Annotated in this window: 18 protein-coding genes; 8 read left to right on the top strand and 10 right to left on the bottom strand. The window is 72.1% G+C overall.

Annotation, left to right across the window (positions count from 1 at the left end; all coding sequences use genetic code 11):
* Nucleotides 1–13 precede the first annotated feature (13 nt).
* Together IT355_01995 and IT355_01990 are read right to left on the bottom strand one after the other, a co-directional pair.
* The gene (locus IT355_01995; GenBank protein MCC7052008.1) at nt 14–1153 is read right to left on the bottom strand and encodes a Gfo/Idh/MocA family oxidoreductase; all 1140 of its coding nucleotides are present in this window, start codon (nt 1151–1153) and stop codon (nt 14–16) included.
* A complete protein-coding gene (locus IT355_01990) occupies nt 1150–2892 on the bottom strand; it encodes a DUF885 domain-containing protein (protein ID MCC7052007.1) in 1743 nt (580 codons plus the stop codon). The genes IT355_01995 and IT355_01990 overlap by 4 nt, the downstream gene beginning before the upstream one ends.
* Nucleotides 2893–3190: 298 nt before the next feature.
* Here IT355_01990 and IT355_01985 point away from each other — a divergent pair, with 298 nt between their 5' ends.
* Entirely contained in the window at nt 3191–4489 is a 1299-nt protein-coding gene (locus IT355_01985; protein MCC7052006.1) for a GAF domain-containing protein, read from the top strand.
* Nucleotides 4490–4491: 2 nt separating this feature from the next.
* Here IT355_01985 and IT355_01980 read toward each other — a convergent pair whose 3' ends face one another.
* The gene (locus IT355_01980; GenBank protein MCC7052005.1) at nt 4492–6573 is read right to left on the bottom strand and encodes a response regulator; all 2082 of its coding nucleotides are present in this window, start codon (nt 6571–6573) and stop codon (nt 4492–4494) included.
* Between the two features lie 317 nt (nt 6574–6890).
* Between IT355_01980 and IT355_01975 the strand changes: the two genes are divergently transcribed.
* From IT355_01975 to solA, 3 genes are all read left to right on the top strand, one after another.
* Nucleotides 6891–7619 carry an aquaporin family protein gene (locus tag IT355_01975; protein MCC7052004.1) on the top strand — a complete coding sequence of 243 codons (729 nt, stop codon included), beginning with the start codon at nt 6891–6893 and terminating at the stop codon, nt 7617–7619.
* Between the two features lie 82 nt (nt 7620–7701).
* On the top strand, nt 7702–8388 hold the full coding sequence (locus IT355_01970) for a hypothetical protein (protein MCC7052003.1): 687 nt from the start codon (nt 7702–7704) through the stop codon (nt 8386–8388).
* A 69-nt stretch (nt 8389–8457) separates the two neighbouring features.
* Nucleotides 8458–9606, top strand: a complete 1149-nt coding sequence (solA, locus tag IT355_01965) for an N-methyl-L-tryptophan oxidase (protein MCC7052002.1) — start codon at nt 8458–8460, stop codon at nt 9604–9606.
* A gap of 21 nt (nt 9607–9627) precedes the next feature.
* Here solA and IT355_01960 read toward each other — a convergent pair whose 3' ends face one another.
* The 5 genes from IT355_01960 to IT355_01940 all read right to left on the bottom strand — a co-directional run bounded on the left by IT355_01960 (nt 9628) and on the right by IT355_01940 (nt 16205).
* Nucleotides 9628–10236 carry a nucleotidyltransferase family protein gene (locus IT355_01960; protein ID MCC7052001.1) on the bottom strand — a complete coding sequence of 203 codons (609 nt, stop codon included), beginning with the start codon at nt 10234–10236 and terminating at the stop codon, nt 9628–9630.
* A complete protein-coding gene (locus IT355_01955; GenBank protein ID MCC7052000.1) occupies nt 10229–11320 on the bottom strand; it encodes an XdhC family protein in 1092 nt (363 codons plus the stop codon). The genes IT355_01960 and IT355_01955 overlap by 8 nt, the downstream gene beginning before the upstream one ends.
* An 8-nt stretch (nt 11321–11328) precedes the next feature.
* Nucleotides 11329–13545: a xanthine dehydrogenase family protein molybdopterin-binding subunit gene (locus tag IT355_01950; GenBank protein ID MCC7051999.1), complete on the bottom strand. Its 2217-nt coding sequence runs from the start codon at nt 13543–13545 to the stop codon at nt 11329–11331.
* The gene (locus IT355_01945; GenBank protein ID MCC7051998.1) at nt 13542–14030 is read right to left on the bottom strand and encodes a (2Fe-2S)-binding protein; all 489 of its coding nucleotides are present in this window, start codon (nt 14028–14030) and stop codon (nt 13542–13544) included. The genes IT355_01950 and IT355_01945 overlap by 4 nt, the downstream gene beginning before the upstream one ends.
* Before the next feature lie 87 nt (nt 14031–14117).
* On the bottom strand, nt 14118–16205 hold the full coding sequence (locus IT355_01940) for a S9 family peptidase (protein ID MCC7051997.1): 2088 nt from the start codon (nt 16203–16205) through the stop codon (nt 14118–14120).
* A 111-nt stretch (nt 16206–16316) separates the two neighbouring features.
* Here IT355_01940 and IT355_01935 point away from each other — a divergent pair, with 111 nt between their 5' ends.
* The 3 genes from IT355_01935 to IT355_01925 are packed head-to-tail and all read left to right on the top strand — an operon-like array spanning nt 16317 to nt 18390.
* Nucleotides 16317–16910: a sigma-70 family RNA polymerase sigma factor gene (locus IT355_01935; GenBank protein ID MCC7051996.1), complete on the top strand. Its 594-nt coding sequence runs from the start codon at nt 16317–16319 to the stop codon at nt 16908–16910.
* The gene (locus IT355_01930) at nt 16907–17482 is read left to right on the top strand and encodes a hypothetical protein (GenBank protein MCC7051995.1); all 576 of its coding nucleotides are present in this window, start codon (nt 16907–16909) and stop codon (nt 17480–17482) included. Before IT355_01935 ends, IT355_01930 begins: the two co-directional genes overlap by 4 nt.
* Nucleotides 17482–18390, top strand: coding sequence for a DUF4097 family beta strand repeat protein (locus IT355_01925; protein ID MCC7051994.1), 909 nt, complete (start codon nt 17482–17484; stop codon nt 18388–18390). Before IT355_01930 ends, IT355_01925 begins: the two co-directional genes overlap by 1 nt.
* A 16-nt stretch (nt 18391–18406) precedes the next feature.
* Here the strand turns inward: IT355_01925 and IT355_01920 are convergent, their stop codons facing one another.
* Nucleotides 18407–19537 carry a ketoacyl-ACP synthase III gene (locus IT355_01920; protein MCC7051993.1) on the bottom strand — a complete coding sequence of 377 codons (1131 nt, stop codon included), beginning with the start codon at nt 19535–19537 and terminating at the stop codon, nt 18407–18409.
* A 98-nt stretch (nt 19538–19635) separates the two neighbouring features.
* Entirely contained in the window at nt 19636–21078 is a 1443-nt protein-coding gene (locus IT355_01915; protein ID MCC7051992.1) for a 1-acyl-sn-glycerol-3-phosphate acyltransferase, read from the bottom strand.
* A gap of 105 nt (nt 21079–21183) precedes the next feature.
* Between IT355_01915 and IT355_01910 the strand changes: the two genes are divergently transcribed.
* Nucleotides 21184–22347, top strand: coding sequence for a membrane dipeptidase (locus tag IT355_01910; protein ID MCC7051991.1), 1164 nt, complete (start codon nt 21184–21186; stop codon nt 22345–22347).
* Nucleotides 22348–22398: the final 51 nt, after the last annotated feature.

Raw genomic sequence — 22398 nt, 5'->3', positions numbered from 1 at the left:
TCGAGTGCCTTGCTCAGGAGGCCGCCGCGGGTGCGAGGGGGATGGCGACCCAGCGCCGCTCGCGGAAGCTCAGCTCGACGGCATTGATCAGCTCCTGCACGTGCGCGCCGTCCTCGAAGCTGCCCTCGTTCTCCGGCCCGTCGCTGAGGATCTCGGTGATGAACGAGCTCACCAGGTTGGCGTAGAACAGCGATCGCCAAGATTCCTCGCGGTTGCCTCCCGGCGGGTAGAACCGCGCCGGGATCTCCAGCTCGCGGAACTCGACCTGGTCGCCGGTGGCGGCCTTCAGCACCTCGCAGATGCCGTTCTCCTCCACCAGCCGGCAGATCAGCGCCCCCTTGCTGCCGTAGACCCGCGCCTCGATGCCCGGGTAGTTGCCCACCGTCACGAAGCTGGTCTGGATCGACCCGATCGCGCCGCTGGCAAACTCCCCGATGAAGATGTCCCCGTCGTCGATGTTCATGCGCATCATCGTGCCCGTCTGCCGCACCATCCGCTCGGGGATGAAGTTGCGCATCGTGCCCACCACCTGCTCGAAGCGGCTGCCCATGAACAGGTGCCCGATGTCCATGATCGGGGCACCGTACCCTTCCAGCGACGACACCTGGATCACCGACTGGTCGGCCTCCACGTCCACCTGGCGCAGCGGGGTCTGCGGGTCCAGCCACTGCGAGTTCTGCTCGTAGCCGTTGAAGATGAACGGCGTGCCCACGAACCCCTCGTCGATCAGCTCCTTCATGTACCGCATCGCGGGGCTGTAGCGGAAGGTGAAGCCGAGCTTCGTCTTCAGCCCCCGGGACTTCGCGAACGCGGCCGCGCGCAGCGTCTCGGTGTAGTCGTAGGCCACCGGCTTCTCGCAGAGCACGTGCTTGCCCGCCTCCAGCGCGGCCCAGCTCAGCGCGAAGTGCGTCGCGCTCGGCGTGCAGACATCCACCAGGTCCAGGTCGGCACGCGCGATGAGCTCCTCGTGCGAGCCGTAGACGTGCGGGATCCCGAACTCCGCGGCGAACTCCCGCGCCCGCTCGATCACCGGGTCCGCGATGGCGACCAGCTCGCAGCGTGGATCGCGCTTGTACCCGGGAAGGTGCGCGAACTTCGCCCACGCCCCCGCGCCAAGCACCCCGACGCGCACCCGGCGTGCCGGCGCGGTCACTGGATCACCGGGGCGGTGTCGCCCGGCAGGAAGAGCTGGCGATGGGCCCAGATGGGGGCGATCCCGTTGGTCATGAACCGTTCGTGGAAGGTGCGGAGGTCGAACCGGGCGCCGAGTCTCGCCGCCACGTCACGGCGCAGGGTGAGCAGGCCGCGCTTGCCGAGAAAGTAGCCGCCGTACGTCGGATCGTAGGTGGCGCGCTCGGCCTCGCGCTTCGCCGCCGACGCCGGGATGTAGGCCTCGCGCTCGAAACAGCCCTGCGCCTCGGCGAGCGTCCACTGACCCGAGTGCACACGGATGCCCGAGAGCAGCCGGCAGACGCGCGTCATCGCATCGCTGAGCTGCGCCAGCTCGAGGCGCGGATCACCGCCGCCGAACTTCTCCTCCACCATCAGCTGCTCGGTGTAGTGCGCCCAGCCGTCCTGCCCCGACGAGGGCTGCGGGAAGGGATTGAGCCCGATCCAGATGCGGCGGACCTTGCCCGGCGTGCGTCGCATGTAGGTGGAGTGCAGCCAGTGGCCCGGCATCGCCTCGTGCACCGAGGTGTTCACCAGCGACGCGTAGTTGTATCGCTCCAGCCATGCCTCGGCCTCGGCCTCCGGCATCGACGGCGCGGCGTCGGTGATGCGGTAGTAGCTCGTGACGGGCGGGTTCTCGAGCGGTGGCGAGGCGTGCATCGACGCGAACCCCAGGTCGAAGGGCTGCGCGGCGGCCACCAGCACCCGCTCGCCGGCCGGGACCACCGCCAGGCCGCGCTGCACCACGAAGGCCGTGAGCGAATCCACGAGGCGCTGCGTGGCCTTCACCACGTCGCCGCGCGGGGGGTGATCGCGGCGCACGTCCTGCCACACCGCCTGGGGATCGCGTCCGGGGGCCAGCCGGCCGGCGGCCTCGCGGAACTGGCGCTGATATATCGCCAGCTCCCGCTCACCGATCGCAACCAGCGCCGGCAACGGCTCGCCGATCAGCTCCTCGGCGCGATACCGGCGCGCCACCGCGGCGGCGCCGATGCGGAAGTCTCCGGTGGCACGCGGCAGCACCTCGTGCTCCAACCAGTCGGCGTAGGCGGTGATCTGCGGGCCGGCCACCGCCGTCGCGCGCAGCAGGGAATCCATCAGCGGCGTGCCGCGCTCCGATGCAAAGGCCAGCGGCACATCGGTCTGGAGCATGCCAGCGGCGCCGCGCATGAAGGTGACGCCCCGCTCGGCGAAGAGGCGCGGCGGGTTGCGCACGTTCGTCCGCGCCGCGGCGAGCAGCGCGGGCACGCCGGCCAGCTTGGAGATCAGCCGCCGCATCCGCACCGGCGCCGGCGCATTCTCCATCGTCATCAGGTTGCTCACGCCGTCGGACAGCGCGGAGGCGTACAGCATCGGGTTCCGCGTCCAGTTCCGGAGCGTCTCCTGCTCCAGGAGCCAGCCATCGATGATGCCGTCCAGGATCCGCTGGTCCACCCGCTCGTCGGGGGTGAGGCGGCGAGGGTCGAAGGCGCGCAGCCGGGCGCGCTCCCGCTTCAGCGTCGCGATCTCCCGCGCGATGGCGGCCGCCGAGAAGTCGTCGAGCCGGTCGTCGTGCTGGTGGAGGCCGTTGCCGGCTGCGATGGACGGGTGCCGGGAGGCGAAGCCGTCCAGGTACGCGTCGACGACACGCGCGAACGCCGCCGACTGCGGCCCCTGCGCGGTGACGGGGGACACGTCGACGCAGGCAACCAGGATCGCGAGGGCAGACAGGCGGAGGAACATGACGATCGGGTCCGGGTGAGGTGCCGCCGCGGTCCGCTGGGACTGCCGTGGCGTCCGCGCGGCATGATGATACGCGCGGGCCCGGGAACACGCTCTGCAGCGGTCGCGCCGCCCGCGTGTCCCATCGTGCAGTACTCCAGTGGCGCGGCACCGCCTGTACCTTGCCCCGGAGTCGTGCGTCGTACACACGGCAGGCGTGGCCGGTGGAATCGGGCGTTGTGACCGAGTATGATAAGTAGCGTCTAATTTCGTGCCGGCGATGATCAGCCGGCCGCGGTTACCCCAGCTCGACGCGCCAGTGACGTCCCCCTCTTCCGACGAATCGCGGCTCACGGCCGCCGCGCGCCTCCGCGCCTTCGAGGCGGATGCGCGGCGCTTCGACGGCGTGCTGCTCGAGCTGGCCTCACTGGATCGCGACGACCTCGTCACGGTCTTCGCCAGCATCGCGGAAGCCGGCGCACTGGCGCTCGGCGTCGAGCGACTCTCGTTGTGGCAGTACGACCGGGAGCGCTCGGCAATGGTCTGCCCGGTGGCGTGGGTGCGTGGTGCCATCGAGGAGGAGCCGGCGATCATCTCGCGGGAGCGGCACCCGGCCTACTGGAGCGCGCTGCACGCCGCGCGCACACTGCCGGTGAACTCGGCGCGGACGCACCCGGCGCTGCAGGAGATGCAGGACTACGTGGAGGCGTACGGCATCGGTGCGCTGCTCGACAGCGGCATCCGCGTGCAGAAGGGCACGTTCGGCATCGTGTGCGTGGAGCACCTCGGCGGGCCGCGCGAGTGGACCGCGCTCGAGGAGCAGTTCGTGGCGTCGCTGGCCGACCGGCTCGCGCTGGCGATCCTGCTCGACACGCAACGGCAGCTCGAGATGCAGCTGCTGCAGGCGCGGAAGATGGAGGCGCTGGCCGCGATGGCCGGCGGCGTGGCGCACGACTTCAACAATGTGCTGAACGTGGTGCTCACCTCGGCCGGCTCGGCCAAGGCGGCCCTCGCCGCCGGCACTGACCCTGCGGAGGACCTCGACGCGATCGAGAATGCCGTGCTGCGCGCCGTGCACCTCACGCGCACGCTGACCTTCCTCAGCCGCAACGAGACCGTCGGGCCGGCGTTGTTCGACCTGAACGACGCGGTGCGTGAATTCGCCGAGCACGCGCCGCAGCTCGTGCCTTCGACCGTGCGGCTTCACCTGCTGCCGGCGCCGCAGCCGCTGCCGTTGCGCGGTGACCGCACCTTCGTGGACCGCGCGCTGGTGACGCTCTGCACGCACGCCGTGCATGCGATGCGGGCGGACGGCGGCTCCCTCACGGTCGCGGCGCGCAGCCTGCGGCTGGACGGCACGCAGCGGCTGCACGGGATCTCGATCGCGGGGGGCGACTGGGCGCACCTGCGGGTGCTCGACACCGGCGAGGGGATCGCCGCCGACGCCGTCTCGCGCGTGTTCGACCCCTTCTTCGCGGCGCGCGGCAGCGGCACGCGCGGGCTCGGCCTGTCGGTCGTCTACGGCGGCGTGCGACAGCACGGTGGCCACGTGGCGGTGGAGAGCGTGGTCGGGCGCGGGACTGTGTTCCACCTCTTCTTCCCGCTCGCCACCGCCTGAGTTCAGGGGGTGCGTGCCAGCGCCGCCGCCTCGTGAAGCACCCGGAGCAGGTCCGCCGACTGCACGGGCTTGTCGAGCAGCGACTGCACACCGAACGCGTACGCCTGCTGGCTGGTCGCGTCGTCCAGGTAGCCGCTGCACATCACCACCGGTGGCGCGCCCGGCATCGCCTGCACGTGGGCGGCGAACTCGAGCCCGTTCATCCCCGGCATCGTCAGGTCGGTGAGGATCACGTCGATGCCGTGGCGGTCGGCGTGCAGCGACTCGAGTGCCGGACCGGCCGCGGCGTAGACCTCCACGGCGTGGCCGGCAATCGTGAGCAGCCGCGCGACGGTGTTGCGGACATGTGGATCGTCGTCCACCAGCATCACCCGCAGCGCATCGCCGGCAAGCGGGGCACGTGTGGGCCCGGTGGGCTGGGCCGGCTCCGCCGCCGCGCTGCGGGGCACGCGGACCGTGACGGTCGTTCCGACGCCCGGCGTCGACTCGATCTGCAGCGACCCGCCCAGCGCCGTCACCACGCCATGCGCCACCGCGAGGCCCATGCCGGTGCCGTCACCGATCTCGCGCGTGGTGAAGAACGGCTCGATCGCGCGTTCCAGCACGTCGGGTGCCATGCCATCCCCGTCGTCGCTGACGCACACCACCACGTCCGTCGCCGTGGAGCGCACGGTGAAGCGCAGCACGCTGCCGCGCACCTTCATGGCGTGCACGGCGTTCGAGGCGATGTTCACCACCACCTGGTGCAGCTCGGTGGGATCGGCCATGACGAACGTCTCCCGCCCGGGCAGGTCCACCTCGGCCTTCACGCCGGGGGGCAGTTGCGGGCGCAGGAGCTGCACCACCTCGTGCACCAGTTCCGACACCTCCACCGGATGGCGCTCCGCGCTGGGCTGCCGCGCGAACTGCAGCACGCGGCGCACCAGCGCCGCCCCGCGGTCCGCCGCGGCGGTGATGGCCGAGAGGTCGTGCTGCACGTGGTGCTGGACCGGGAGCTGCGACTGTGCGAGTTGCGCGTAGCCGCGGACCGCGGTGAGCACGTTGTTCAGGTCGTGGGCCACGCCGCCAGCCAGGGTGCCGATCGCCTCGATGCGGCGGCCCTGCGCCAGCGCCTGTTCGGCCTGCGCGCGGCGTGTGATGTCCACCGCCAGGCCACGGAACCCGTCGTGCGCGCCGTCGCCGGCGCGCAGTGCCTGCGCACTGATGGCGAGCCAGCGGATGCTGCCGTCCCGCCGGGTGATGCGGACCTCGAGGTCGCGGAGCGGCGCGGCGCCCGGCAGCGCCTCGCGCACCATCTCGAGCGCGCGGCGCCGGTCGGCGCGGTGCACGAAGCGGAGCGCATGGCGCCCCGACACCCGCTCGGCAGGCTCCCCGAGCACCTCACATCCGGAACGCGAGCAGAACCGGACCCGTCCCGTCGGCCCGACTTCGAACACCACCCCCACCGACTGGTCGGCGACGTCGTGCCACCGCTGCTCGGCCTCCGCCCGTTCCTTCCAGCTTCGGCGGAGCAGTTCCGCCAGCACCACGGCGGCGAGCAGCAGGAGCAGCCGCGCCAGCAGCAGTCCCTGCGACGAGCGGGGTGAGTTCTGCGTGCGGAGTGCAATGCCCTGGGCGCCGGCCCGCATCGCCGCCTGTGCCTCGCCGGCCGACGCCAGCATGGCCTGATAGCGCGGCTCACGGTCCCGGAACTCCTGCAGCGCGGCGCTGCCCTCGCCACTTGGCAGCGCGCGGTCCGTGAACGCGTGTTCCCGGTACTCCTGCCACTTCAGGCGCAGGGCCACGGTCCCGGTCGTGTCGCTGGCGCTCTGCTCGTCGAGCGCACGCAGGGTGGCCACCGCGCCATCGTTCCGGCGGCGCAGTGAGTCGAGCCGCCGGATGTGGCCGGACCGCACACTGTCGGACACGCTGAGTGCCGCCAGCGCCTCCTGGCGGCGGAATTCCCGCACGTCCGCCTCGAAGGAGGCCAGCGTCGCCGAGCGCGCCAGCCACGACTCCGCGATCGCCCGGGCATCCCGTTCCACTTCGGCGATCTGCCGGGTGAGCAGCACGTTCAGCACCAGCGTGCCGAGCCCGATGGCCACGGCAAGGATCAGGGGCGAACTGCTGCGGCGGGGAAGGCTGGGAAACGGCACGTGAGCCGGAAGGGAGGGGGCAGTCGGCGGTGGGAACCGACGATGCCCGGTCAGGGGCGGTCACGAGCGCGTCACGGAGGACGGCGCGTGCCGGAAGATGCCCGCCGGGGTGGGTCAGGGCAACGCTGACGCCGCAGAGTCAGGTCAGGTCGACGAGGACGTTCGTCGCGTCCGCCGGCGTGCCCCATCGCCTAGGTTTCGCGCGCGTTGCGCCGGCGCGCGGGTGCCGGCCCCTGCCGTCCTTCGAGACCCCTGGCCACACCGTCATGCCTTCCAGCACCCTCGGCGAATTCGTCGGCACCGCGATCCTCATCCTGCTCGGCAACGGCGTCGTGGCCGGGGTGCTGCTGCCTGAGTCGAAGGCGAAGGACGCGGGATGGATCGCCATCACCACGGGGTGGGCGCTGGCGGTGCTGGCCGGTGTCCTGGTGGCCGTGAGCCTGGGGGCGCCGGGCGAGCTGAACCCCGCCGCCACGATCGCCAACGTGCTGGCGGGGACGCGGTCGACGGGGGATGCCGTCTTCCACATCGCGGCGCAGCTGGCGGGCGCCATCGTCGGCGCCACGCTGGTCTGGCTGCACTACCTGAATCACTGGCCGCTCACGCGCGACGTGGACGCCATCCGGGCCTGCTTCTGCACCGGGCCGGCGGTGCGGCGCCTCGGGCCGAACGCGTTGAGCGAGGCGATCGGCACCGCGGTGCTGGTCCTGGTGGCATCTGCCATCGGCAGCGCGGGGGTGAACGGTGCCACGCCGGCCACCAACCTCGGTCCCGCCCTTGTGGGTGCACTGGTCTGGGGCATCGGCCTGAGCCTTGGCGGCCCCACCGGCTACGCGATCAACCCCGCGCGCGACCTCGGGCCGCGCATCGCGCATGCGATCCTCCCGATTGCGAACAAGGGGCACAGTGACTGGGGGTATGCGGCCGTCCCGGTGCTCGGGCCGGTGCTCGGTGCGGCCGCCGCCGCGCTCCTCTGGCAGGCGATCGCCGCGTAGTTGCAGCGGCGCGCCGCGCCACAGTTTTGCGGTGCCACGTCCGACACTCGGGAGGGAACCCTCCAGACGCGACGTGAAGACCATGACACGCATCCCGGCCCGGGCGCGCATCGGCTGCGCGACGGCCGTCCTGCTCCTGCTGGCCCTGGCTGGCTGCAAGAAGACCGTCGAGCCCGAGGCCGTGGCACTGCTCACCGTGGTGTCGGGCAACCTGCAGGCACGCCAGGCCGGTCGCACACTCAAGGCGCCGATCGGGCTCCGTGCGACCGCTGCGGATGGCACCGGCATCGCGAACGCGCCGATCACGCTGGTGGTGGTGCAGGGCGGTGGGGCGGGGGACGCGGCGTCGGTGCGCACCGCCGCCAACGGCGAGGCGCGGGTGAAGTGGACCCTGGGCCCCGATGCGGCGCAGGTGCTCACCGCCACCACGCCCGGCGTGGAGGCACTGCGGGTGACCGCCACCGGCATCGTGCCGCGGGACATCGTGATCGCCCAGGGGAACAACCAGTCGGGCCGGGCGGGCGTGGCGCTGGCGAACAACGTGGTGGTCCGCGTGCTCGGCGGCGACAACGTGCCGATGGACAGCATCAACGTCACCTTCACCATCGCGACTGGTGGCGGGGCCATCTCGCCGCAGAGCATCATCACCAACACCTCGGGCGAGGCCACCGTGAAGTGGACCCTGGGCCCGGCGGCCGGTGCGAACAGCGCACTGGTGCGGGCGGCCTCCATCGATCCCGTCACCATCAGCGCCACCGGCACGCCCTGACCCCGGGCCGGGTGCGGCGCCTGCCGGTGCGTTGACGGGTCCGCGGGGCGGTGGCATCGTTGCCTGATCATGGGCACCGCCACGCCACACTGGGATGTGATCGTCGCCGGGCTGGGCGCGATGGGCAGCGCCACGCTCCACCAGCTCGCGCATCGCGGGCTGAAGGTGCTCGGCATCGACCGCTACGCCCCGCCGCACGACCACGGCTCGTCACACGGCCGGTCGCGCATCATCCGCGAGGCGTACTTCGAGGATCCCCGCTACGTGCCGCTGGTGCAGCGCGCCTACCAGTGCTGGCGTGCGATCGAGCTCGAGTCGGGGATGTCGATCTTCCGCCAGACCGGTGGCCTGATGCTCGGGAGCCGCGACAGCACCGTGGTGCGCGGTGCGCGCCACAGCGCCGAACTCCATGGCCTGGCGCACGAGGTGCTGACGGCCGACGAGGTGCGGCACCGGTATCCCGCGTTTCACCTGCGCGACGATGACGTCGGCATCCTCGAGCCGCGCGCCGGCATGCTCGACCCGGAGCTCGCGATCAGCACCTGCATCGACCTTGCCCTCGTGCACGGCGCGGAGCTGCGCACGGGTGAGGCGGTGCGCGCCTGGCGTGCGGTGGCGAGCGGCATCGAGGTGGAGACGGAGCATGGCCGTCACCATGCCGACCGACTTGTGCTCACGGTGGGGGCCTGGACGGGGGCGATGTGCCCCGGGCTCTCGCTGCCGCTGGTGGTGCAGCGCAACCTGCTGTACTGGTTCGATCCCGTGCGGGACCATGCGGCATTCGCGCCGGCGCGGTTCCCGGTGTTCATCCACGAACTGAGCGCCGACCTCACCTGGTATGGCTTTCCCGACACCGGTGACGGCGTGAAGTTGGCCCTGCACCACCACGGCGTGCCGGCGGACCCGGACACGCTGCAGCGCACCGTGACGGATGCCGAGGTGGCGTTCATGCGCGAGGTGGTGGCGGCGTACATGCCCGACGCGAACGGGGCGCTTCGCGACACGGCGGCCTGCATGTACACGAACCTCCCCGACAGCCACTTCCTGATCGACACGCACCCGCAGCACGCCGGCGTTATCGTGGCGTCGCCCTGCTCGGGACACGGCTTCAAGTTCGCGAGCGCGATCGGCGAAGTGCTGGCCGACATGGCCACCGGCCAGCCCGTGGCATTCGACACCTCGCTCTTCTCGCTCGACCGCTTCCGCGCGCCGGCCTGATCACGGAGGCGGCGCACGGAGTCACGCCACGCCGTCACCGGCATCCGCCAGCAGTGCGGCGTAGTCGTCGGGCGTGTCCACGTCGCGCAGCGCCGCTTCCGGCCAGTCGTGCATCACCGCCTCGTGCCGGTGTGCCCGCACCACGGACTTGCCGCACCCCTCGCCGTGCCAGGCCAGCAATTCAGGCCAGAGGCTGCGGCGGAAGAGCAGGGGCGGCGCCAGGACGTCGCCATACCGGGACACCGCGAGTGGCGCGCTGCCCGCGTCCGGTGCCGGCACCAGGGCCCGCACCATCGCGGGCGTGACCCGCACCATGTCGGCCAGCAGCACCACGAACGCCTCCACGCCAGGCTCCAGCGCAGCGATGCCGGCGTGCAGTGACGTGCTGGTGGGGCCGGTGAATTCCGCGTTCACCACGACGTGGCACGGCATGCCATCCAGGGCCACCCGCACGCGGGCCTCGTCGTGCCCGACCACGACGACCACGGGTGAGAGGCCGGCCGACGTGGCCGTGCGCACCGCGCGGCGCACCATGGGCTCGCCCGCCACGTCCAGCAGCTGCTTCGTCGCGCCCATGCGGCGCGAGGCGCCGGCGGCCAGCACGATGGCCGCCGTGTGCCCGCTACTCACCGGTGGCGTGGATCGGTGCGCGGCGGTCCCGCAGCGACTGCGGCTGCCGCCCGGAGCGCACCGCCAGCAGCTCGGCCAGCACCGCCAGCGCGACCTGCTCCGCGCCATCGGTCCCGATATCGAGACCCACAGGTCCGTAGATGCGCGAGAGGTCCACGGGCGCCGCCGCCGACAGCCGGGCGAGGATCCGGTCGGTGCGCTGGCGCGGACCGAGCATCCCCAGGTACCGCGCGGGGGTGCCGAGCAGCGCGCCGAGGTAGGCGGTGTCGTCGGCGTAGTCGTGCGTCATCACCACGGCAGACGACGCCGCGTCCAGCACCAGGCGCTCGGTGAGCGTGGCGGCGTCACTCTCGAGCAGCCGGATGGTGTCGGGGAACCGTTCGCGGGTCAGCAGGCCGGGGCGCCGGTCCACCACCACCACCCGGAACCCCACCTCGGCCGCCATCCGGGCAAGGATGCGCGCGTCGTCGCCGGCACTGACCACCACCAGGCGCGGCGGGGGGATGAGCACGTCGACGAACAGGCGTGCGTCGCCGAGCGCCACCGTGCGCGATTCACCCGCATCGCGCCAGCCGTCGGCGTGTGCCGCCACCTGCTGGTCGAGTGCGGCATCGCCGAGCGTGCCGAAGCGGCCCGCCCGGCTCAGGACCAGTCTCGGTGACTCACCGTACTCCCGCGCCGCCCGCAGCAGGGTCACCGCCACGTACGGCTCCTCGGCCGCGAGTGCGTGGCGCTCGTGGAGCCGCGGCGACGCGACGGGTTCGATGAGGATCTCCACCTCGCCGTCACAGCCCACACCGAGGTCCCAGGCCGCCACCTCGTCGCTGCCACCGCAGTAGCTGCGAAGCTCGGGCATGCCGGTGCTGATCACCCGCTGGCCCACCTCGCGCACGTCGGCCTCGAGGCAGCCACCACTGACGTTGCCGGTGCTGTCACCGGCCGCGGTCACGAGCAGCCTCGCCCCCTCGTGGCGGTAGGCCGAGCCGTGCACGCGAACCACCGTCGCCAAGGCGGCGCGCGCGCCGTCGGCGTGCACGCGCGCCAGGTGGGCGAACACCTGGCGCGTCTCCAGCCATTGCTTCATGACGGCGCCTACGCCCAGCGCAGGTTCTGTCTTGACAGCGGCAGGGTGCGGACGCGCTTGCCGGTGGCCGCGAAGATGGCGTTGCAGAGCGCGGGCACCACCGGCGGCAGCGCCGGCTCGCCCATGCCGGTGGGCGGGTTCTCGGTGAGGCGGAAGTGCACCTCGATCCGGGGCACCTGCGGCATTCGGATGAGCGTGAAGTCGTTGAAGTTGCCCTGCTGCGCGCGGCCGCCGGCGAACGTCATCTCCTGCGAGAGCGCCTCGCCGATGCCGTCGATCACGGAGCCTTCCACCTGGTTGATGGCGCCCGAGGGATTGATGATCTGGCTGCCGACATCGCCGGCCGCCCAGACCTTGGTGACCGTCAACACGCCGGTGCGGCTGACCGACACCTCCACCACCTCGGCGAAATAGCCGCGGTGCGAGAAGTACGTCGCCACGCCCATGCCGGAGCCCTTGCGCAGGCGCCGCGTGCCCCAGCCCGACTTCTCCTTCACCAGCTCCAGCACGCCGCGCATGCGTGACGCCACCATGCCGCCGCGTGGCGGCTCCGCCGGCAGGGCGTCGAGGAGGTTCAGCCGGAAGGTGATCGGGTCCACCGCCGCGGCGTGCGCGAGCTCGTCGATGAACGACTCCATCACGAAGGCGAGCGCGTTGCTGCCGGGCGCGCGGAGGTAACCCGTCGGCACGCCGAGCGGCATGGTGGAGACACCGATGCTCAGGTTCGGCGCCGCGAGGGCAGGGAACTCACCGCCGTCCATCCCCGCGCTCGGCACGAAGTCGGTGCCACCGCCGGCGGACGAGAAGCTCACGAAGTGGTTCTGCCAGGCCGTGAGCCGGCCCGATGCGTCCACCGCGCCCTTCAGTTTGTGGAAGCCGCCGGGCCGGTAGAAGTCGTGCCGGATGTCGTCCTCGCGTGACCAGAGCAGCTTGACCGGCGCGCCGGCCAGCTTCGAGATCATCGCGGCCTCGACCATGTAGTCGTTGTTCAGGCGTCGCCCGAACCCGCCGCCGCTGCGCATCATGTGGATGGCGATGTCCTTCTCGGCCACACCGAGCGTCTTCGCCACCAGCGCACGGCCGGCCTGCGGGTTCTGCGTCGGTGCCCAGATCTCGATGCCGTCGGCACGCACGTGCGCGGTGCAGTTCTGCGGCTCGAGGGTGGCGTGCGCGATGAACGGGTACTCGTACGTCGCCTCGACCGTCTTCGCAGCCGCCGCGAACGCGGCGTTCACGTCGCCGACCGCCTTGAGCGACCGCTGCGGTGCCTGCGCGAACAGCTCGGTGGCCTTCGCCTTGAACGACGCGGTGCCCTGCTGCGCCGTCGCGCCCTCGTTCCAGGTCACGACCAGCTTCTCGCGGGCCGTCTTCGCCAGCCACCACGAATCGGCGACGATGGCGACCCCCCCGAGCAGCCCGCTCAGCACGGTGCCGCCGGGCTGCACGATGAAGACGTTGCGGATGCCCGGCATCGCCTTGACCTCGTCGAGGTTGGCGCTCACCGCGCTCCCACCGTAGACGGGACACTTCACGTACATCGCGTGCAGCATGCCGGGCACCGAGACGTCGATGCCGAAGAGGGGCTGCCCGGTGACGACCTTGTGGTTGTCCACGCCGCCGATGGCCTTGCCGATGATGCGGAAGTCGCGCGGGTTCTTCAGCGTCACGCTCGCGAGGTCGGGCGCCGGCAGCAGCGCGGCGGCGTTCGCCAGCGCGCCGTACGTGGCCTGGCGGTTCGACGCGCGGTGGTGCACCACGCCGGACGCCGTCGTGCACTCGGCCGCGGGCACGCCCCACGCCTGGGCGGCGGCCGCGACCAGCATCTGGCGACCGGCGGCGCCGGCGCGGCGCAGCGGCTCCCAGTTCACCGGCGTCGCCGTGCTGCCCCCCGCCACCTGCCGCCCGTACTTCGACTCGTCGCTCATCGCCTGCTCGATCGTGATCGCGCTGAAGTCCACGTCGAGTTCCTCCGCGATCAGCATCGGGAGCATCGTCTTGATGCCCTGGCCGACCTCGGGGTTCTTCGCCATCACGACGATGGCGCCCGAGGAGGCGATGCGGATGAAGGCGTTGGGGGTGAACTCGTCCGGGGCGAGCGGCGCGTTCGCCGCTTCCGCCACGCCATCGCGGCCGAAGTCCAGCCACGCGCCAAGCAGCAGCCCGCCGCCGGCAAGGGCCGAGACCTTCAGGAAGCTGCGGCGGCCGAGCGTCGTGTCGATGGTCATGAGCGGCCTCCCGTGCCGGTGGCGGCACCGGTGGCGGTGCCCGCGGCGCGATGAATGCCCTCGCGGATGCGCGTGTACGTGGCGCAGCGACAGAGGTTGCCTCCCATCGCGGCGTCGATCTGCGCATCGGTGGGGCGCGGCGTCCGGGCGAGCAGCGCAGCGGCCGTCATGATCTGCCCCGCCTGGCAGTAGCCGCACTGCGGCACGTCCAGTTCCTCCCACGCCTTCTGCAGCGGGTGCGTCCCGTCGGCGGAGAGCCCCTCGATGGTCGTGACCTTCGCCCCCTGCAGCGTGGCCACGGGGAGCTGGCAGGCGCGCGCCGGTGCCCCGTTCACGTGGACGGTGCAGGCCCCACATTGCGCGATGCCGCAGCCGTACTTGGTGCCCTTGAGATCGAGCACGTCACGCAGCACCCAGAGGAGCGGCATGTCGGCGGGGACATCGACGGTGCGCGATGCACCATTGACGGTGAACGTGACCGGCATTGCTGGCTCCTGGGATGGCAGACCCGGGAATCTCGCGCCCGGGCCCCGGGGTCGCAACGCCGCCCCGCAGGCCACCGCACCCCCCGCTCAGGGGTGCCGGACCAGGCTGTCGAGGTCGACGCGCATGCGCCGCAACGCGCGGGCGATGGACGGGATGGTCCGCGGTTGCGCCCGGCCCCCGAGGCAGCGCGCGAGGAAGAGCTCGGCCGCACGGTTCACCGCCAGCGCCGTCTCCGCCTCGCTGAAGTCGTGTCCCTCCGCCGCCGCGAGCAGATACGTCACGGGGATCCGCCGGCGATGCAGCGCACCCGCGATGCGGCCCGACTGTTCCGGCGTGACACGCGGGTCATTCGCCCCCTGGAAGATCAGGAGGGGGGCGACGGCGGCGTCGACCCGGAAGAGCGGTGAGCGGGCGATGAGGTCGGCGCGGCTGGCGGAGTCGCGGGGGTCGCCGACGAAGGGATACCAGTTCCGCGGCAGGAACGGCTGCCACGACGGCGGGAACGACTCGAGCAGCGTCACCAGGTTGCTCATGCCGGCATAGTCCACCGCGCAGCGGAATGTGCGCGGGGTGAACGTCAGCCCCACCAGTGCCGCATAGCCGCCGTACGAGCCGCCCATGATCGCGACTCGCGTGCTGTCGGCGATGCCGGCGTCCACCGCCCAGCGCACGCCATCCAGCAGGTCCTCGTGCATCCGTCCCGCGAACTCGCGTCGTGCGGCACGGGCGAATCGCTTGCCGAATCCCGTCGACCCCCGGTAGTTGACCTGCAGCACGGCGTACCCGCGGTTGGCGAGCAGCTGCACCTCGCCCTGGAAGTCGTGCCGGTCGCGGGCCCACGGTCCGCCGTGGACGAGCAGCACCAGCGGCACACGTCGCGCGCCGCGTCCGGCGGGTTCGGTGACGTAGCCGCGCAGTGGCAGGCCATCGCGCGCGGGGAAGGCCACCGGGCGCATGCGGGCGAGTGCGAACCGGTCGAGTGATGGCCGGTACCGGTGCAGCAGCGTCACCCGCCGCGTGCGTCCGTCCAGCAGCCAGGTGCGCGTGGGCACGTCGGGCGCCGACTGCACCAGCAACCAGCGGCGCTGGTCCGCGCTGGCCCCCGCCACCGACAGACCACCACCCCGGATCTGCGCGGTGGCCAGTTGCAGCATCGTGCGCGCTGCCTCGGTGCGACCATAGAGGCGCAGGGTGTCACTGTCGTACGCAGCCACCAGCACCGCGTCACCCGCATGCGTCAGCAGCGGCGGTTCGGCGTCCGCGGTGCGCAGCGGGTCTTCGTCGAGCATCGCCTCCGCGCCCGCCTGCAGGTCGGCGCGGACGACCCGCGCGAGGTCACTGCCCGCGGTGCTCAGCATCACCACCGAGCGCCCATCGGGCGCCACGCGCAGCGGCACGATCCGGTCCTCCACCGGGTACGAGCGCACGGTGCGCCACGCATCGCGCTCGCTGGCCCGCGCATGCAATGCGTACCGCCCGCCCGAATCCACCGAGTATGCGACGAGCACGCGGCCCGAGTCATCGGCGGCATAGCCGAGGAACGTGCCGGGGTTCTCCGCCACGGCGAGCAAGGCCCCGGTGGTCAGGTCGACCCGGTACGCGTCGGCCAGCGTGGGCGTGCGGCGATTCAGCGTGATGACGGCGGTGCCGGGTCGCGCCGCCGGCAGTGCCACCACCTCGACCTCGACCCCGGGAAACGGGGTGAGGTCGCGTGCGGCGGCTGTCGTGCGCGGGTTCGCGACGAAGAGGTGATAGCGCTCGTCGCCGCCGCCATCCTGGAGGTAGAGCAGGCGTGTGCCGTCGGCGGACCACCAGTAGGCCGCGATGGAGCGCACGGTGTCGGCGGTGATCCGCCGCACCCGCGCCGGTCCGTCGAGGAACCGCAGGTGGATGTTGAGGCGGCCGCGCCACGGCGCGAGATATGCCACGGCGCTCCCGTCCGGCGAGAGGGCCGCGTCGGCAGCCTCGGGTGCGCTGAACAGGGTCTCGATCGGGATCAGTCGCGGTGTCTGCGGCGCCGGCTGTCCGGTGAGGGGTTCGGCCGCCACCAGTGCGGCGATGGCGGGAAGCAGGCACGTGAGGCGCGTGGGCATCGTGGCGGGGTTGGGGACGCTCGATTCGATGCCGCCGGCCCGCGCGATGCGTAGGCTACGCACCGCGTCGCCGGTCGGCATCCAAGCAGGGTAGGCGCTGGCCGGCCCAGGCCCGGCGGCGCGGGCCTCCGCCAGCCGGGTCATCCGGGCGTACCTTCACCTTCCCTGCTTCCCTCCGGAGAACGCCGCATCGTGTCCCGCCGCCCGGCAACGCTCAGCCCGGAAACGCCCGACGTGCCGCCACCCGAGCGGGGCGACGACGGTGCAGAACGCGCACTCGTCGCTGCGGCGCAGCAGGGAGACGATGCGGCGTTCGGCGCCCTGTACCGTAGCCACGCGCCGCGCATCTTCGCGCTGCTGATCCGCCTGGCGGGTGACGAGGCGCTGGCATCCGACCTGCTGCAGGAGACCTTCCTGCAGGCATGGCGCGGGCTGCCGCACTGGCGCGCCGAGAGTGCCCTTGGCACCTGGCTGCACCGCATCGCCGTGAATGCCCACCTCGGCGCGCTGCGGGCGCGTCGCCGTCGCGAGGCACACGAGACGGTGGAGGCCGAGATGGAGAAGCTGGCCGGCATTGCCGCGCCGCTGCGCGATCCCGCCGGTGCCATCGACATCGAGCGCGCCATCACCGCCCTGCCGCCGCGCATGCGCACCGCCTTCGTGCTGCGTGACGTCGAAGGCTACTCGTACGACGAGATCGCACTGGTGACCGACACCGCGCCGGGGACCATCCGCGCGCAGGTGTCACGCGCGCGCTTCCTGCTGGGTCGCGAGCTCGAACGATGACCGACGCCACCCGGGATTCCGGTGCGGACGCGCCGCCGCCGGTGCTGCGCGCGGCGCTGGACGCGCTGCCGGCGGAGCGCACGCCGCCCGCGTCGGCGTGGGACTCGCTGCACGCGGCCATGCAGGTCGCGGAGGGCCCGGCCGCGGCGGCACGCGGGGCTGCAGCATCGTGGCGCCGTCGGGCGCTGGTCACCGCCGTGACCGGCGTGGCCGCGCTGCTGCTGGTGCTGGTGACCACGCAGCGGGTGCGAGGCACCGCCGGACACGCTGCCATGCCGGTGGCCGCGCTGCTTCCCGACGAGCGCAGCGATCCGCGGGTGCGTGCGGCGCTGGACGAGGCCCGCAACTGGCGCGCAGCATCGGCGGACCCGGTGCGGGCCGCCCGGTGGCCGGTGGAAGCGCGGGCGGCAGTGGACTCCGCGCTCGCCACCTCCGAGCAGGCGATTGCGGTGGCGCGTGCCTCGCTGGTGCGCGATCCGGCGAACGATGCCGCGAAGGTGGCCCTGGCGGCGCTGCGCGCGCAGCAGCTCGCGTTGCTGCAGCGGGCCCAGTCACTGCTCGACGACATCTGATGCCCCGCCTGCGGCGGTGGGTCTGGTCGCTCGCGGTGTGGAGTGCCGGCGTCGCGGGAGCGCTGACGGCGCAGGGCGCCCCCGTGCAGCGTGGCTGGCGCGCGCTGCCCTCGGCGGCGATCAAGGTGCATGCCCCGACCGGCACGCTGGAGGTGGAAGGATGGGATCGCGATTCGGTTTCGCTCAGCGGCGTACTGGCGACGGGGGAGACACTCTTCGGCGGCGGGAGTGCCGCGGGGCTGAAGCTGGGTGCGGAGGGCCGGGCCAGCGGCGGCCGGACGCGCCTGCTGGTGCGCGTGCCGTTCGCGGCGCGGCTGGTGGTGCGGAGCGGCGCGGCCGATGTGGAGGTGCGCGGCGTGTCGGGAACGATCGACGTAGGGGCGGCGGCCGGTGAGGTGGACGTCTCGGGCGATGCCGAGGCGGTGACGGCGGAGTCGATCAGCGGCGCCGTGCACGTGTCCGGCCGGATCGCGCACGTACGCGCGCGCACCACGCGAGGGAGCCTCGAGATCGCGGGACGCATCGGCGAGGCGCAACTCGAGTCGTTCAGCGGTCCGGTGTCTGTTTCGGGACAGCCGCTGGGGCGTGTGCGCGTGGAGACGGTGGAGGGGCGCGTCACCATCGACGGGCGACTCGCACCGGACGGGGCCCTCGATGTGGAGACCTTCGGTGGTGCCGTCCGCATCGAGTTGCCGGCCGACCAGGCGGCCGCGCTGGACCTGCGTGGTGGCGCCGACGGCATCGGCGGGCGGATCGGCCGGCCCGCGCTGGACCTGGCTGCGCTGGCCGTGCGCACGGCGTCAACCGCCGCGCTGCAGCGCCGGATCGGCGCACCCGGGCGGGTGATGCCGCCGGTGACGGTGCGCTCCTTTCGCGGCCGGATCGTGGTGGAGTCGCTGCCGCGCTGACGCGGCGGTGGCGCAATCAGGCCGTCGGCGCCGTGTCGAGGAAGACCGGTGCGAGAAGTCCCGCCAGCGACTTGCCGTGTGAGTCGTGGCGCGCGCGAATGGCGTTCACCAGCTCGAGCCCCGTGTGCGGGCAGGGGGGCAGGGCCGCGTTCGACACACCGATCGGTGTCACCCGTGTGCCCCAGCGCACCAGCAGCGAGCAGTAGGTCAGCCCGCCGCCGAAGGCGGGCATGAGCAGGTTCGCTCCGGGCCGGATCCGCCCCTCCTCCAGCGCCTCCACCAGCGCCACCGGCACCGTGGCCGCGCTCATGTTGCCGTACTTCTGCACGTTCACCATCACCCGTTCCATCGGCACGCCGCTGTACTTCGCCACCGACTCGATGATCCGCAGGTTCGCCTGGTGCGGCACCACGAGGTCCACGTCATCGGGCGTCAACCCGCACTCGCGCAGCACCTGTGCCGACGCATCGGCCATCGCATTCACGGCCCGCTTGAAGATCGCCTGGCCGTCGAAGTCCCAGATCGTGTCGCCGAGCTGCACGTCCTGGTTGGAGTAGCTGCAGCCGAGCCCGCGGACCCGCAGCGTCTCACGCGCCTCGGCGTCGCAGCCCAGCACGCTGCCGATCACCCCTTCCTCGTGGTCGCTGGCCTGCAGCACCACGGCGGCGCACCCGTCGCCGAAGAGCACGGCCACGCCACGGTTGTCCCAGTCCATGAAGCGGGTGATGAGTTCCACGCCGATGACCACGACGGTCTTCATCATGCCGCTGCGGATCATGCCGGTGGCCATCGCGAGGCCGTAGCAGAAGCTGGTGCAGGCGGTGTTGATGTCCACGGCCGCGGCCCGGGGTGCGCCGATGCCGAGCTGCACGGCGGAGGCGGTGTTGGGCACGGACTCGTCGTGGCTGCAGCTGCCGTAGATGATCATGTCGACATCGGCGGCCGTGATGCCGGCGCAGGCCAGCGCGTGCTGCACCGCCACCACGCTCATCTCGGTCGCGCTGACGTGCGAGATCCGCCGCTCGCGCATGCCGGTGCGGGACGCGATCCACTCGTCCGACGTGTCGAGGAACGTCGACAGGTCGCCGTTGGTGAGGACCGCGGGTGGCATGCACTTCCCCCATCCGGTGATGGCGGCGTAGGTCATGATGTCAGGCTGGGAGGAGACGTGGGGCGGGGTGCTGGCGGGCTCGTGCTGGCCACAACAGTAACGCGCCGGTGGTCCCGGCGGCGATCCCCGGCGCCTCAGACGGTGAGCAGGTCCATCGGGAGGGCGTCGCGTTGCCGCACTGCCGCCTCCCAGGGGCCGAGCAGGTGCGCGATGCTGTTGGCGTAGTAGCTCACCAGTTCGCGGCCTCGCGGCAGCACCAGGATGCTGTCGCCCTGGGGCAGCACCACGTGCCGCATCACGAGCATGCGCATCGCGAGGTCGAGGGTCTCGGCGGCATCGCGGTCGGCACGCACGACCCGCGCGTTGAGTTCCACCAGCTCGTCGCGCAGGTCCGCGATCCGGGCCAGCAGGCGATCCCGCGCGATCAGTTCGCCGCCGAGGCTCTGGATCGCGGCGCAGGCCAGCGGCACCGGCGTCACCGGGATCAGGGCACCGATGCGCGTCATGATGCGGTCGGTGAGCTCGGCCACGCGGGCGAGGCGATCGGCGCGCGGGATGGTGAAGAGGTCCGGCTGGTTGGCGTACCAGGGGGCGAGCGGCACGGGGGTGCCGATGGTGACGGCGGCCCGTCCGTACCGCTTCCAGCGGCGGGTGAGCACGCGGCCGGCATTCCAGACGACGTAGCTGCCGACCTCGCGCAGCTGCGCCCAGCGGCTCGCGGGCCTGCCACCGCTTCCGGCGTCGAGTTCGCGCAGCAGGGACCGGTCCTCGAGCACGCGGTCGTAGTTGATCGCGACGGGGATCACGTGGATGCGGTCGTGGTAGGCGGGATCGTGCCCGATGCCGAGCACGTAGTCGAGGAGGCCGATCTTGGGTGGGCGCAGGCGGCCGTCGCGCGTGAGGCCGCCCTCGAGGAAGATCCCCTGCGTGACGCCCTCGCGCGTGATGAGCTGGACGTAGCGCTCGAGCACCGTGTGGTAAAGCCGCTCACGGTGCCGGCGCCGCACGAAGTAGCCGCCGAACGCCTTGAAGATCTGCTCCAGCGGGAAGGCACGCGCCCATTCGCCCACCGCGTACGAGATGGCCACCTGGCCGGAGAGCGCGAAGCCCACCAGCACGTAGTCGGCGTTGGACCGGTGGTTCATCAGGTACACCACCAGTGCATCCTTCCGCAGGTGCCGGATGGCGGGTCGGTCCTCGTACTCGACGGTGACCTTGTAGAACATGCCGAGCAGTATGCGCGAGAGCCGGAATCCCACTTCGTAATAGGCGATGATGCTGAAGAACGGCACGATCTCGCGCACGTAGCCGTCCACCATCCGCCACGCGCTGGCGGCCGCCTTGCCGGTGGCGGCGACGTGCTCGTCCACCGCCGCCGCGATCACGGGATCGGCCAGCAGCAGGCCGCGCACATGCGCGCGGCTGCGCAGCTTGAAGCGGTCCAGGCGCCCGCGGTATTTCAGCCGTGAGCGCGCGGCCATCCGGTTGGCGGCGCGGGTGACCGGGCGCAGGGTGAGCGCCGCGACACCCAGTGCCACCACCAGGGCCACCAGCAGGACGGAGGTGCCGGGCTTCATGATCGCCGAACATCGGGGGCGGACCCGGCGACGGCAAGCACCATCGCTTGCGCCGCGACTTTCGCATCCGTTCCTTTCCGGCTCCCCAGACCCCGAGCTCCGTCCATGCTGCGCCGGATTGCCACACGTGTCCTGATCGTGCTGATCGCTGCGCTGCTCGGCACCTGGATCGTGGGCCCGGGCATGGTGGACCGGAAGATGAACCGGGTGGTGGAGGCGGAGCACGTGGTGATCAGCGACAGCGCACGCCGGCTGCACGGCACGCTGACGGTGGCCGACCTGCATGCCGACGAACTGCTCTGGGGCCGCGACCTGCTGGCGCGCACCGACCGCGGCCACGTGGACCTGCCGCGCATGCGCGAGGGGAACGTGGCGCTGCAGGTGTTCTCGGTGGTCACCAAGACGCCGCGCAACATGAACTACGACCGCAACACCGCCGAGACCGACAACGTGCGGCTGCTCGGACTCGTGCAGCGCTGGCCGCTGGCGGCGGTGACCAGCCTGCGCGCGCGCGCCATCCACCAGGCCGACCGGCTGCACGCCGCGATCGGCCGGTCCAGCGGCGCGCTGGTGCTGCTCACCGACCAGGCCTCGCTGGCCGCGTTCACCCTGCGGCGCGCCGTGAAGCCGGACGTGCACGCCACCCTGCTCGCGATCGAGGGGCTGCATGCGCTGGATGGGCAGCTCGAGAGCGTGGACACGCTGTTCGCGCACGGCTTCCGCATGATGGGCCTGGTGCACTTCTTCGACAACGAGGTCGCGGCCTCCGCGCACGGCGTCAGTCACGGCGGGCTCACGCCGCTCGGGCGCGCCGTCATCGCGCGCATGGAGGCGTTGCACATCACGGTGGACCTGGCACACGCCGCGCCGCAGGTGGTGGACGAGGTGCTGGCGATCGCGACACGCCCGGTGGTGGTGTCACACACCGGCGTCGCGGCCACCTGTCCCGGCCCCCGCAACCTCACCGATGCCCAGCTCCGCGCCATCGCCGCCAATGGTGGCGTGGTCGGCATCGGGTACTGGGACGCTGCGGTGTGCACCCTCGGCGCGCGCTCGATCGCGACGGCCATCGTGCACGCCGTGGATATCGCCGGCATCGACCACGTCGCACTCGGCTCCGACTTCGACGGCGCCACGGCGATGCCCTTCGGCACCGACCGCCTCGCCGAGATCACGCAGGCGCTGCTGGACGCGCAGTTCACACTGCCGCAGGTGCGCGCGGTGATGGGCGGCAACGTGATGCGCCTGCTGGGGGAGAACCTCCCCTGATGTCGTGGTCGCGATCCCTCCCGGCGGACGCCGCGGCGTTCCCGCCGGTGC

The sequence above is a fragment of the Gemmatimonadaceae bacterium genome (assembly GCA_020851035.1).
Taxonomy (GTDB): Bacteria; Gemmatimonadota; Gemmatimonadetes; order Gemmatimonadales; family Gemmatimonadaceae; genus JACMLX01.
Note: the sequence above shows the minus strand (reverse complement) of the source record. Positions and strands in the feature narration are given on the sequence as shown.

What these genes read in the sequence shown, in the direction of transcription:
- IT355_01990 (MCC7052007.1), bottom strand. Translation starts at nt 2,892, where the DNA reads ATGTTCCTCCGCCTGTCTGCCCTCGCGATCCTGGTTGCCTGCGTCGAC.
- IT355_01975 (MCC7052004.1), top strand. Translation starts at nt 6,891, where the DNA reads ATGCCTTCCAGCACCCTCGGCGAATTCGTCGGCACCGCGATCCTCATC.
- IT355_01970 (MCC7052003.1), top strand. Translation starts at nt 7,702, where the DNA reads ATGACACGCATCCCGGCCCGGGCGCGCATCGGCTGCGCGACGGCCGTC.
- solA (MCC7052002.1), top strand. Translation starts at nt 8,458, where the DNA reads ATGGGCACCGCCACGCCACACTGGGATGTGATCGTCGCCGGGCTGGGC.
- IT355_01955 (MCC7052000.1), bottom strand. Translation starts at nt 11,320, where the DNA reads ATGAAGCAATGGCTGGAGACGCGCCAGGTGTTCGCCCACCTGGCGCGC.
- IT355_01950 (MCC7051999.1), bottom strand. Translation starts at nt 13,545, where the DNA reads ATGACCATCGACACGACGCTCGGCCGCCGCAGCTTCCTGAAGGTCTCG.
- IT355_01945 (MCC7051998.1), bottom strand. Translation starts at nt 14,030, where the DNA reads ATGCCGGTCACGTTCACCGTCAATGGTGCATCGCGCACCGTCGATGTC.
- IT355_01940 (MCC7051997.1), bottom strand. Translation starts at nt 16,205, where the DNA reads ATGCCGACCGGCGACGCGGTGCGTAGCCTACGCATCGCGCGGGCCGGC.
- IT355_01930 (MCC7051995.1), top strand. Translation starts at nt 16,907, where the DNA reads ATGACCGACGCCACCCGGGATTCCGGTGCGGACGCGCCGCCGCCGGTG.
- IT355_01925 (MCC7051994.1), top strand. Translation starts at nt 17,482, where the DNA reads ATGCCCCGCCTGCGGCGGTGGGTCTGGTCGCTCGCGGTGTGGAGTGCC.
- IT355_01920 (MCC7051993.1), bottom strand. Translation starts at nt 19,537, where the DNA reads ATGACCTACGCCGCCATCACCGGATGGGGGAAGTGCATGCCACCCGCG.
- IT355_01915 (MCC7051992.1), bottom strand. Translation starts at nt 21,078, where the DNA reads ATGAAGCCCGGCACCTCCGTCCTGCTGGTGGCCCTGGTGGTGGCACTG.
- IT355_01910 (MCC7051991.1), top strand. Translation starts at nt 21,184, where the DNA reads ATGCTGCGCCGGATTGCCACACGTGTCCTGATCGTGCTGATCGCTGCG.